The 11,255-nt window shown below is 65.3% G+C and carries 12 protein-coding genes; 6 read left to right on the top strand and 6 right to left on the bottom strand.

What is annotated here, in order from left to right:
• Positions 1 to 2: 2 nt before the first annotated feature.
• From glmU to aroA, 3 genes are read right to left on the bottom strand one after another with little or no spacing between them, the layout of a single operon-like run.
• Positions 3 to 1,343, bottom strand: coding sequence for a bifunctional UDP-N-acetylglucosamine diphosphorylase/glucosamine-1-phosphate N-acetyltransferase GlmU (glmU, locus tag QZ189_RS00480; protein ID WP_296420509.1), 1,341 nt, complete (start codon positions 1,341 to 1,343; stop codon positions 3 to 5).
• A gap of 28 nt (positions 1,344 to 1,371) precedes the next feature.
• Positions 1,372 to 2,274 carry an MnmC family methyltransferase gene (locus QZ189_RS00475; RefSeq protein WP_296415875.1) on the bottom strand — a complete coding sequence of 301 codons (903 nt, stop codon included), beginning with the start codon at positions 2,272 to 2,274 and terminating at the stop codon, positions 1,372 to 1,374.
• Positions 2,249 to 3,556, bottom strand: coding sequence for a 3-phosphoshikimate 1-carboxyvinyltransferase (gene aroA, locus QZ189_RS00470; protein ID WP_296420507.1), 1,308 nt, complete (start codon positions 3,554 to 3,556; stop codon positions 2,249 to 2,251). Before aroA ends, QZ189_RS00475 begins: the two co-directional genes overlap by 26 nt.
• Positions 3,557 to 3,643: 87 nt before the next feature.
• On the opposite strand from aroA, the gene QZ189_RS00465 reads away from it, so the two are divergent.
• Positions 3,644 to 3,895 (top strand): Nif11-like leader peptide family natural product precursor, encoded by a 252-nt coding sequence (locus QZ189_RS00465; protein WP_010316784.1) that lies wholly within the window; start codon positions 3,644 to 3,646, stop codon positions 3,893 to 3,895.
• Here the strand turns inward: QZ189_RS00465 and QZ189_RS00460 are convergent.
• On the bottom strand, positions 3,892 to 4,326 hold the full coding sequence (locus QZ189_RS00460) for an Rrf2 family transcriptional regulator (protein WP_010316786.1): 435 nt from the start codon (positions 4,324 to 4,326) through the stop codon (positions 3,892 to 3,894). The genes QZ189_RS00465 and QZ189_RS00460 overlap by 4 nt on opposite strands.
• Positions 4,327 to 4,329: 3 nt before the next feature.
• Positions 4,330 to 5,895, bottom strand: coding sequence for a UbiD family decarboxylase (locus tag QZ189_RS00455; RefSeq protein WP_296420505.1), 1,566 nt, complete (start codon positions 5,893 to 5,895; stop codon positions 4,330 to 4,332).
• Positions 5,896 to 5,958: 63 nt separating this feature from the next.
• On the opposite strand from QZ189_RS00455, the gene QZ189_RS00450 reads away from it, so the two are divergent.
• The 5 genes from QZ189_RS00450 to sds are packed head-to-tail and all read left to right on the top strand — an operon-like array spanning position 5,959 to position 10,550.
• Positions 5,959 to 6,714, top strand: a complete 756-nt coding sequence (locus QZ189_RS00450) for a 2-phosphosulfolactate phosphatase family protein (RefSeq protein ID WP_010316788.1) — start codon at positions 5,959 to 5,961, stop codon at positions 6,712 to 6,714.
• A gap of 36 nt (positions 6,715 to 6,750) precedes the next feature.
• Positions 6,751 to 7,569, top strand: a complete 819-nt coding sequence (locus tag QZ189_RS00445; protein WP_296420504.1) for a carbon-nitrogen hydrolase family protein — start codon at positions 6,751 to 6,753, stop codon at positions 7,567 to 7,569.
• A 46-nt stretch (positions 7,570 to 7,615) separates the two neighbouring features.
• The gene (locus QZ189_RS00440; protein WP_296420502.1) at positions 7,616 to 8,695 is read left to right on the top strand and encodes an N-acetylmuramoyl-L-alanine amidase; all 1,080 of its coding nucleotides are present in this window, start codon (positions 7,616 to 7,618) and stop codon (positions 8,693 to 8,695) included.
• On the top strand, positions 8,692 to 9,528 hold the full coding sequence (murI, locus tag QZ189_RS00435; RefSeq protein ID WP_296415869.1) for a glutamate racemase: 837 nt from the start codon (positions 8,692 to 8,694) through the stop codon (positions 9,526 to 9,528). The genes QZ189_RS00440 and murI overlap by 4 nt, the downstream gene beginning before the upstream one ends.
• A gap of 50 nt (positions 9,529 to 9,578) precedes the next feature.
• Complete coding sequence (gene sds, locus QZ189_RS00430; protein ID WP_010316792.1) at positions 9,579 to 10,550, top strand: solanesyl diphosphate synthase; 972 nt, start codon at positions 9,579 to 9,581, stop codon at positions 10,548 to 10,550.
• Positions 10,551 to 10,553: 3 nt separating this feature from the next.
• Here sds and QZ189_RS00425 read toward each other — a convergent pair whose 3' ends face one another.
• Positions 10,554 to 11,216 (bottom strand): HAD family phosphatase, encoded by a 663-nt coding sequence (locus QZ189_RS00425; protein WP_296415868.1) that lies wholly within the window; start codon positions 11,214 to 11,216, stop codon positions 10,554 to 10,556.
• Between the last annotated feature and the right edge of the window lie 39 nt (positions 11,217 to 11,255).

Here is an 11,255-nt window from a genome sequence, read left to right as displayed (position 1 = left end):
GCCTAGGACCAGTTCTCCTTGATCAGTTGCTTGGCGCGGCCGAGGGCCAAGGCACCTGCGGGGACATCCTTGGTCAAGGTCGATCCGGCTCCCACCGTCACGTTGGCCCCCAGGGTGATCGGCGCGACCAGCACGGAGTTGGCTCCGGTTTTGCTGCCAGCACCAATCACGGTCCGGTGTTTGTTGACCCCGTCGTAGTTGGCGGTGATGGTGCCCGCGCCAACGTTCACCTGTTCACCGAGCTGCGCATCGCCGATGTAGCTGAGGTGGTTGACCTTGCTCCCGGCGGCGATTTGGCTCTTCTTGATTTCGACGAAGTTGCCGATCCGGCAGTCCCGGGCCAGTTCGGTCCCAGGCCGGAGCTGGGCGTAGGGGCCAATCGTGCAGCCATCAGCGACGACCGCATCACGCACGACGGAGTAGAGGACCTCCACCTCTTCGCCAACGCTGGCGTTCTCGAGGAAGCTTCCAGGGCCGATGCGGCAGCCACGGCCCACGTTGGTGTTTCCGCGGAAATGGCATTGCGGTTCCACGACGACATCCCGGCCGAAACGGGTTCCATCGCTGAGGGTGCAGCTCTCGGGATCGACAAAGGTCACGCCCTCGGCCATCCAGTGGCGACGCAGGCGCTGCTGAATCACCGCTTCGCATTGCGCCAGTTGGTAGCGGTCATTGATGCCATTGATCTCATCGGCATCGGCCACCTCCACGTGCATGGCGGGGCTGAGCATCGCCACGGTGTCCGTGAGATACAGCTCCCCTTGGTCGTTATCGGTGCTCAGTTGGGGGAGGACCGCAGCGAGCTTGCTCCAGTTGAAGCAGTAGATCCCGGCGTTGGTGAGGTTGTTGGCTCGCTGCTCCTCGCTGCAATCGCGGTGTTCGACGATGGCGGAGACATGGCCACTGGCATCGGCGAAGACGCGCCCGTAGCCGGTTGGGTCATCCAGCCTCGCGGTCAACAGGGTCACGGCCGCCTGGGAGGTGCGGTGGCGCTCGAGCAGTGCCGTGATCGTCTCCTCCCGCAGCAGCGGTACGTCCCCATTGAGGACCAGAAGCTCACCCTCAAAGTCCGCCAGGGGCGCCAGCAATTGCTGGACCGCATGGCCGGTGCCGTTCTGGGGCTGCTGCAGCACAAATTCCAACCCCCCGTGCTGGCTCAGGGACTGCTCGACGCGCTCGGCCTGGTGTCCGACGATCAGGATCTGGCGCTGGGGGTCCAGGGCGCGGCAGCTGCCGAGCACGCGCTCCACCAGGGTTGCTCCCGCCAGTGGCTGCAGCACCTTGGGCAGGTCGCTTTTCATGCGGGTGCCCTTTCCGGCGGCCAACACGGCAACGGCGAGCATCGGCAGGGGCGGGTAGCTGAGCGGGAATCTACTGGTGGTTGCCCGCAAGTCCCCAGCGCCGGCGCCAGGCACTCGTGCCTTCCACGTTCCCCTCGCGCATGGCCTTGGCCTGCGCCTGTTGCCGCTGTTGAAGAATCGTTTTGCGGTCCAGGCAGAAGCCGGGGTCGCGGTAGGGCTCGGCGGCGTTCGTGCCCAGATGCTCCATCTCCATCGGTGTGAGCGACCGAAGTCTTGGGCCGGGTGTCAGGGGGGAGGGGCTGGCCGCGGTGCCGCCGCTCCAATCCTGTTTGTGCTGCTGCAGTCCGCAGGGTGCCTCGATCGCCGCGACCTCGAGGCCGGCCAGGCGCAGGGCCTGACGTACGGCCGCCGCACTGCAATAGGTCAGCAACCGGCCCTCGGGCTTGAGCAGGGAACCCAGGGCACCGAGAAATTCAACGCTCCAGAGCTGGGGGCAGCGACTGGGCGAGAACGCATCCAACAGCAACAGATCGAACTGCCCCTTCTGCTCTTCGACCAGCGGCTGGACCGCCAGCCTGGCGTCTCCCCAGAGCATGCCTGGGCTGCTGCAGAGCTCCTGAAGCCGCGCCACCGTGCCGGGTTGCCACTGCGCGCGAAAGGCAGGGCTCGCCAGGGCTTGGGCCAAGGGTTCGCGGTCGAGCTCGAGTCCCCACCAGTGCAGTTCCAGCCCTCGGCTGGCGCAGGCCTCAATCAGCGCAGCGGTGTTGCAGCCGGTGCCGACGCAGACATCCAGGACCCGAAGGCTGCTGCCCCGCCCCAGGCGCTCCAGCCCTGCGGGTTCGACGAATTTCTCGCGTGCTTCCGTTAGGGCGCCGCGGCTGCTGTGGAAGGCTTCGCCGAACTCCGGGCTGAACAGGCTGAAGCTGCCGTCGCCGGTGCTGCGGACCTCAAGCTTGAAGCCGTTCGAGGTCATCCCAGAAGCCCGGGTAGGAGACGGCGGCCGCTTCCGGTCGCGCGATCGTGGTCATGCCCGAGGCGATCTGGGCGGCGACGGCCAGGCTCATGGCGACCCGGTGATCGGTTTCGCTATCGACTTCGGCGCCGTGCAGCGTCACGCCGCCCTGGATGGTCATCCCGTCGGGGAACTCCTCGATCTGGGCGCCCATGGCTCCGAGTTGACGGGCCATGACCGCCAGACGATCGGTTTCCTTGACCCTCAACTCCTCGGCCCCCGTGACCCGGCTGGGACCTTCGGCGCAGCAGGCGGCCACGGCAAGAACAGGGATCTCATCCACCAGCCGGGGGATCAGATCGGCGCCAATGCTGAAGCCCTTCAGGGGGCCATGGACGACCCGCAGATCACCCACGGGCTCGCCTGCGACGTCCCGGGCATTGAGCACCTCGATGCGGGCTCCCATCTGCTCGAGAACATCAAGAATGCCGGTGCGGCTGGGGTTGAGGCCGACGTTTTCGATCGTCAGGTCCGCCCCGGGGGTGATCGCTCCAGCAACCAACCAGAAGGCGGCGGAGCTGATGTCACCAGGCACAACCACGTCCTGCCCTTTGAGGCTGGAGCCCGGCACCACGGTCACTTCGGTTTGGCCTGGACCTCCAACGCTGAGGTCGGCGCCGAAGGCGCGCAGCATCCTCTCGCTGTGGTCCCGGCTCTGGACTGGCTCGATCACCGTCGTCGGTCCGTCCGCGGTGAGCGCCGCCAGAAGGATCGCGCTTTTGACCTGGGCGGAGGCCACCGGGGTGCGAATCGTGGCCCCTTTCAATTGACGGCCTTCGATCGCCAGGGGGGCGAGGTTTCCGCCTGCGCGCCCATGGATCGTGGCTCCCATCTCGGAGAGGGGACCACCCACCCGCTTCATCGGGCGGCGCCGCAGGGAGTCATCACCGGTCACAACGAAATGGCGACCGCTGCGGCCCGCCAGCAGACCCAGCATCAGGCGCATGGTGGTACCCGAGTTGCCGCAATCCAGCACGCTCTCGGGTTCTTGGAAGCCGTCGAGGCCGACACCTTCGACGACCACGGTTTTGCCGGCTTCAATCGCTGAGACTTGAACACCCATCGCCCGCAGGCAGGCGGCGGTGCTCAGGGGATCCTCCGCGGGAAGCAGTCCTTCAATCCGTGTTGTGCCCTCGGCGATCGCGCCAAAGAGCAGGGCGCGGTGGGAGATCGACTTGTCGCCTGGGACCCGAACGTGGCCCTTCAGGCTGCGGCCGTTGCTGGTGCCCAGGGCGAGGGACATGGAGGAGGACTTGGTTTCAGCGAGCGTAGGAACTGATCGAAAACAGGCTCAACTCGCCAAACTGAGCACACCCCCGATCAAGGGTCCATGGCCGAGCAACTTCAGGCAGTCTTTGGCTTCCTCGCTCTGATTCAGGGCGACGCTGAGCTGCGGGCGCGACTCAATGAGGTCTGCACCGCCGATGAGGTGGCGGCGATCGCCAGCGCGATGGGGCACCCCTTTGAGGCCTCCACCTTGCTGGGGCTGTTTGAGCGCTGCAACGAAGCCCCCGTCGCTCGCTCCGGGCTGATGGATGAAAAGCTGATCCGCGTTTATCTCCAGCGGGACGCCCTGGCTTAACCCAGCATCAGGCCGCCCTCGTTGCTTAGGCATTCCTGCCAGCTCTGAAGGTCAAACAGGAGTTCTTGAAGGGTGAGCTGCTTGAGCTCGCGATCCAGGGCGGATTGCAGCCGACGGCCCATGCTCTTGAGCACGTCCTGCTCGGCGCGGCTGCTGTCCCCGGGGGCGTCGAGCACCAGGGGGGCACCGACGGCCTTGAGGACCTCTCCCACGGGAATGGCCTCGGCGGGGCGGCTGAGGCGGTAGCCCCCCTGGCGACCTCGCTTGGCCTCGACGAGTGCTGCGCGCCGCAGCTGCAGGAGCAACTGCTCGAGCATCGGGGCGGGTAGTCCCTGGGCCTCGGCAATCTCGCTAACGGAACACCACTGGGGGTTGACCATGGCGAGGTGCAGTAACGCCTGGAGTGCCTGCAGAGCGCTGCGCCGCAACATCGTTCAGGCCGGCCGTTGCAGCCGCTCGAGAACCTGCTCGAGCACATAGCCAAACAGCGCAGGGTCGGGTTCCTGTTGACCGACGTCGCCCAGGCCCAATTCCTCCCAGCGTTGATCCACGCGGCGCTCGAGTTCGGCGGGCCGTTGCAGTGGCTCGCCCCAGGGGTGGTTGCGCTCGGGGCCCACTTTGGTGGTGGCGTCGATCGCCAGCCGTCCCCCCAGTCCCAGCTGTTCGCTGGCGAAGTCAAGCGTGTCGAAAGGGGTGTTCTCCAGGACGAAGAGATCGCGCTGTGGATCCACCAGGGCACTGATCGCCCAGATCACCTGCCTTGGATCGCGAATGTTGATCGACTTATCGACGACGACGACGAACTTGGTGTAGGTGAATTGGGGCAGGGCGCTCCAGAAGGCCATGGCGGCCCGCTTGGCCTGCCCCGGGTAGGCCTTGTCGATGGCGATCACGGCCAGCTTGTAGCTGAGCCCTTCCATGGGCAGGAAGAAATCAACGATCTCCGGAATTTGCTGGCGCAGGATCGGCGTGTAGATCCGGTTCAGGGCGATGGCGAGCATCGCGTCTTCTTTGGGGGGCCGTCCGCTGAAGGTCGTGAAGTACGTGGGATTGCGCCGTTGGGTGACGCACTGAATGCGCACCAGCGGTGAGGGTTCAACGCCTCCGTAGAAGCCCATGTGATCGCCAAAGGGGCCATCGGCCAGCTCCTCCCCTGGGGTGATCGTTCCCTCCAGAACGATTTCGCTGTGGCTGGGCACCTCCAGATCCAGGGTTTTGCACTTCGCCAGGCGAACCCCCTCACCGGCGTAGAGACCCGCGAAGAGCCACTCACTGAGTTGAACCGGGATCGGGGTCGCAGCGGCCATCACCAGCAGCGGATGAACGCCAATCGCGATGGCGATCTCCAGGGGTTTGCCCAGGGCAGCGGCCTTGCGCAGGTGGCGGGCGCCGCCACGGACGCTCAGCCAGTGCACGGTCATCGTGTTGATCGACTGCTGTTGCAGCCGGTAGACACCGACGTTGGGGGTGCCGGTCTCAGGGTCCTTGGTGATGACCAGGCCGAGGGTGATGATCCGGCCGGCATCACCGGGCCAGGGACGCAGCAGGGGCAGGCGATCGAGGTTGACGGCCTCGCCCTGAAACACCTCCTGCCGGCAGGGGGGGAGCAGGTCGAGGTCGGGTTTCGCCTTCAGGACATCCAGCAGGACCGAACCAAAGCGCAGGGCTTCCCGCGGTCCCTTGGGGGGCTTGGGCTGTTGCAGCAGGGCCAGGCGCTCGCCGAGGGCCTCAAGCTCCTCGGGTCGCTCCATCCCCATCGACCAGAGCACCCGCTCCAGGGTCCCCAGCAGATTGACCGCGACGGGGATGCTCGAGCCCTTGACGTTCTCGAACAGCAGGGCGGGACCGCCGCAGCCCAGCACCCGATCGGCAATGGCCGCCAGCTCGAGGTCCGGGTCCACCGGAGCGCTGATGCGGCGCAACTGACCCCGAGCCTCCAGCAGCTCCAAAAAGCCCCTCAGATCACGTTGGGATCCAATGGCGTTGGCCGCAGATCCCATGGCGCTCTCAACTTTTCAACAGGTTCTGCCTACTGTGACGCACCCCCTTGAGTCACTGCGGCCGTGCAGATCTCCTATTTCCACACCTCGGAGAACGTTCCCAGCCTGCGCCCCGTGGCTGAGGGCGGCCCCGACGCGGCCGTGGTGATTGATGTCCTGCGGGCGACCACCACCATTGCCTGTGCCCTGCAAAGCGGTGCCGAGGCCATTCAGGCCTTCGCCGAGCTTGAGGCCCTGAATCAAGCGGCCGATGCCTGGGTCCCTGAGCGTTGCCTGCGCGCGGGTGAGCGCGGTGGTCAGCGGGTGGAGGGCTACGACTTGGGCAACTCTCCCCTGGCGGTGACCCCTGAGGTGGTCGGGGGCAAGCGCATCTTCATGAGCACGACCAATGGCACCCGCTCCCTGGAGGCTGTGAAGCCCGTGCCGCTCTTGGTGACGGCCTGTCTGCCCAACCGCACGGCGGTTGCCAAGCGCTTAATCGACCATGGGGTCGAGCGGGTTTGGGTCGTCGGCAGTGGCTGGGAAGGGGACTACTCCCTGGAGGACAGCCTGGCTGCCGGTGCCGTGATTTCAGCTGCGATGGAGTGTGCCGTCTCGCCCCATGTGGGGGTGCGCTGCGCCAACGATGAGGCCCTGGCGGCCCTGGCCCTTTGGCAGCAATGGCGCCATGACACCGAAACCTGCCTGCGGGCCGCAAGCCATGGCCAGCGTCTGATCGGTCTGGGTAACCATGACGCCGATTTCGCCTGTTGCGCGGCCGTCGACACGATGACCATGGTTCCCACCCAAACCAGCCCAGGGGTGTTGCAGGCCGCTTGATCCCCTTACAGTGGCCGCGGTGGCAAAACTCCAGCGTTGACAAGCTTTCTGGCGTCGGCAATCCAGCTCAACAGCAGCGCTGATCTCACCGCCAATTTCGCCGCCGCTGAAGAGCAGATTGAGCTGGCCGTTCGCCGCGGTGCCGAGTTGGTTGGCCTGCCGGAGAACTTCGCCTTCATGGGTGAGGACAGCCAGCGCCTCGAGCAGGCCGCGCTCATTGCAGAGCAAGCGCAGCGCTTCCTCATCACCATGGCGCGCCGCTACCAGGTGACCCTGATGGGTGGTGGTTACCCGGTGCCGGCGGGGGCCGGTCTGACCAGCAATCGTGCCCAGCTCGTGGCCAAGGACGGTCAAATTCTGGCCACCTACGACAAGATCCACCTCTTTGACGTCGATCTGCCCGACGGCAATACCTATCAGGAGTCAGCAACGGTTCAGCCCGGCAACACGCTGCCGCCTGTCGTCGAGGTTCCTGGCCTGTGCCGCGTTGGACTCTCCATTTGCTACGACGTTCGTTTCCCTGAGCTCTACCGGCACCTGGCGGCTGAGGGTGCCGATCTGCTCTTCATCCCGGCGGCCTTCACAGCTTTTACCGGCAAGGATCACTGGAATGTCCTGCTGCAGGCCCGGGCGATTGAAAACACTGCCTATGTGGTCGCACCGGCACAAACGGGCCATCACGGCGGTCGTCGCCAAACCCATGGCCACGCCCTGGTGATCGATCCCTGGGGCACCGTGCTCTCCGATGCCGGGACCTCGGTGGGCCAGGCCGTTGCACCGATCGATGTGGGCCATCGCCAGCGGATCCAGGCCCAGATGCCGAGCCTTCAGCACCGCAAGCCAGCGCTCTTTTAAGGCGAGAGTTGTGTCGTTGCTGACGCTGCAACACCAAGTCAGGCGGTTGTCCCGTCTTGGGTTTGCCCTGTTGCTTCCCTGCGTCACGATCCTCTCCGCCCTGCCGGCGAGGGCGTGGAGTGCCCTCTCGGCCTGGGGGATTAGTCGGGACGGTGTCCTGGAGCTGCGGACGCCGCCGGCCACCCGTCTCCAGGCCTTTTTTGAGGAGGGCAATGGCGCTGTTGGCCCTCGCATTTGGGTGGATCTACCCGGTGCGCCTCAACGGTCCAGAACCCTGGTTGGCAATGGCGCGATTCGGGAGGTTCGGATTGGCCGACCCACCGATAACGCCACCCGTCTGGTCATTGAGTTCCAGCCGGGCACACGTCTCGATCCCCGCCAGATCAAGTTGGTCGGCACCGATGTCGATCGCTGGTCGATGGACTTTGGCCCCAGCGTCCGCGGGCTTCGGGCCATTGGAGAGGGCAGCCTTGAACGGCCCCAGGGCCCCAGTTGGCGGGCGCTTCCCCCTCCCTCCTTGCAGCTTCCGCGCGGTCCGATTCCCAAGCTGGGGGATCTCCCCTCGGTTCCCCAAGGGCGCTACACCGTGGTGCTCGATCCAGGCCACGGCGGACCGGACCCTGGGGCGATTGGGATCAACAATCTGCGGGAGACCGATGTCGTTCTGGATGTGAGCCTCCAGGTGGCTCAGATCCTTCAGGCCAAAGGCGTTCGAGTCCTGCTCACCCGCTCCTCGGAAGTGGATGTGGATCTGCCCCCCCGGGTGGCTTTGGCGAACAACAACCGAGCCGATGTTTTTGTGAGCATTCACGCCAACGCTCTGCGCATGGACCGGCCGGACGTCAATGGCGTTGAGACCTTCTATTTCCAAGGTGGCCGCTCTTTGAGCCTGGCTCAATCGCTGCAGAACCAAATGCTGGCGGCTTCGCCTGGAACCCCGGATCGTGGTGCCCGCTCCGGCCGCTTCTTTGTGATTCGCCGCACGGTGATGCCCGCGGCCCTTGTCGAAATGGGCTTTGTGACCGGGCAGCTGGATGCTCCGCGCTTGGCCGATCCGAGTTTCCGGCGGCGCCTGGCCGTTGCTATCGCTATGGGCATCCTCAACTACCTCGTGGCTTATCCATGAGCGGGGCCCCCATCGGTCTCTTTGATTCCGGCGTTGGTGGTTTAAGCATCTGGCGGCAGGTGGTTCACGCCTTGCCGTCGGAGTCGCTTCTTTATGTCGCCGATCAGGCGAATGTCCCCTACGGCCATCGCTCCGCTGACGAGATTCAGGCCAACAGCCTGGGAATTGCGGACTATCTCGTCGCCCAGGGCTGCAAGGCGATTGTGGTGGCCTGCAACACCGCATCGGCGGTGGCACTGGAGCCCCTGCGGCAGCGCTTTCCCCAGCTGCCCATCCTTGGCCTGGAGCCGGCGGTGAAGCCAGCGGTCCAGCTCACCCGTTCGGGGGTGGTGGGGGTGATGGCGACACCGGCCACCTTTCAAGGGCAGCTCTATCGCGCCACCGTTGGGCGCTACGCCACAGCGGTGCAGGTGGTGGAGCAGGTTTGTGTGGGCCTGGCTGAGTTGGTCGAGCAGGGGGATCTTGAGGGCCCGGACTGTGATGCCCGCTTGATGGGCTACCTCCAGCCGATGCTGGACGCTGGTGCCGACACGATTGTTCTGGGCTGCACCCACTACCCCTTCGTGATCGAGTCCATTCGCCGCCTGGTGGGACCGGCGATGGCGGTGCTGGATCCAGCGCCTGCCGTTGCGCGCCATCTCGCCGATGTGCTCGGCCAGGCCGGGCTGCTGGCCACGGATCCAGCCGGGGCCTTGGCGCCGCGCTTCGCCACAACGGCCGATCCCTTGGCCTTCAATCGGGCCCTTTCGCGTCTGGTGGGGGTGAGCAGCGCCAGTCAGGCACTGACCTGGCAGCTCGGACCCGATCAAACCCGTTGTCTGACCCCCGCTTAGGCAGCGGTCGGAGGCAGGCGCCTTCTAGGATCTCCCCACCGCTGGGGGTCATGGCCACCGTTGCAGAGCTGCTACAGCCCGTCGAGTCCGATCTCGAGGCTCTGCTGAGTGATCTCCGCAGTCTGATCGGTGCTGGGCACCCGATTCTTCAGGCCGCTGCGGAACACCTCTTCAGCGCCGGTGGCAAACGGTTGCGCCCCGGCATCGTTCTCCTGATTTCAAGGGCCCTCGCGCCCCAGGGTGAGCTCACGAGCCGCCATCGCCGGCTGGCCGAGATCACCGAGATGATCCACACCGCCTCCCTCGTCCACGACGATGTGGTGGATGAAGCCTCCACCCGACGGGGCGTCGATACGGTCCACAGCCGTTTCAACCACCGGGTTGCGGTTCTTGCTGGCGATTTTCTCTTCGCCCAGGCCAGCTGGCACCTGGCCAACCTCGACAACCTTGAGGTGGTCAAGCTGCTCTCGCGCGTGATCATGGATCTCGCCGACGGTGAGGTGAAGCAAGGGCTTTACCGCTATGACACGGGCCAGAGCTTCGAGACCTATCTCGAAAAGAGCTACTGCAAGACGGCGTCCCTGATTGCCAACAGCGCCCGCGCGGCTGGCGTGCTCAGCGGTCTGCCGGAGGACCAACTCGATTGCCTCTATCGCTTCGGCCGCCAGCTCGGATTGGCCTTCCAAGTGGTCGATGACATCCTCGATTTCACTGGCAGCGACCAACAGCTCGGCAAGCCCGCGGCCAGTGACCTAGCCAGTGGCTACCTGACGGCTCCTGCCCTCTATGCATTGGAGGAACGTCCTGCCTTGGCGGGCTTGATTGAGCGCGAGTTCAACCAAGACGGGGATCTGGCTCAAGCCCTGGAGTTGGTCCGCGGCAGCGAGGCCATCCAGCGCTCACGCACCCTGGCGGAAACGTTTGCGAATGAGGCCTACGAGGCCCTGAGCTTCCTGCCCCCGTCGGATTGCCGTACGGCACTGCTTGAACTGCCGGAATTCGTGCTGAGCCGGTTGTACTGAGCTTCAGTTCAGCAGCGGTAAGACCTGGTCGAGGGAGCTGATCCTGTCAGTGATTTGGGCTGGGTAGAGCACTGGGTCTGCATCCGGTGCAGGCACGACGAACACGCGGCAGCCCGCAGCGAGGGCTGCATGGGCCCCTGCCGGTGAATCCTCGAAGGCCCAGCTGTCCTTGCAATTCACCCCAAGTCGCTGGGCGGCGAGCTGAAAGACATCTGGATGCGGTTTGCCGCGTCTGAGCTCAGGGTCGTCTCCGTGGACCCGTTCTTCAATGGCCGCCAGCCAAGGGTGGGGCTTGGCTTTCAAGTTCACCGCCTCTTTTGAGCTGCTAGTGGCCAGGGCCATCGGTAGGCCCAACTCCAGGCAGCGACGGATCAGCGCCTGGGCGCCGGCCATAGGTGGCGCCTGAATCAAGAGGGCCTCGGCAATGGGCTGGCGAATGGCCAACAGCTCATCAACGCTTGGAACCAGCAGCTGGCTCGCGCGGATCCACTCACGCACCTGCTCAGCGCAATCCAGGCGCCGGCGTCCCCGCAGTTGCATCAGTTCTGGATCGGCCAGGGGGCGTCCGAAGTGATGGGCCGCCTGCTGCCAGGCCTGCGCATGCAGGGGTTCGGTGTCGAGCAGCAGCCCGTCCAGGTCAAACAGGCAGGCGGCGGGATGAGCCATGTCCCCATCCTGAACCCTGCAACAGCGTTACAGCGCTTC

This window comes from Vulcanococcus sp. CPBay_Sum15L08_68, assembly GCF_017855895.1.
Classification (GTDB): domain Bacteria; phylum Cyanobacteriota; class Cyanobacteriia; order PCC-6307; family Cyanobiaceae; genus Vulcanococcus.
The sequence above is the reverse complement of the archived record's forward strand: the minus strand, read 5'-3'. Positions and strand labels throughout refer to the sequence as shown.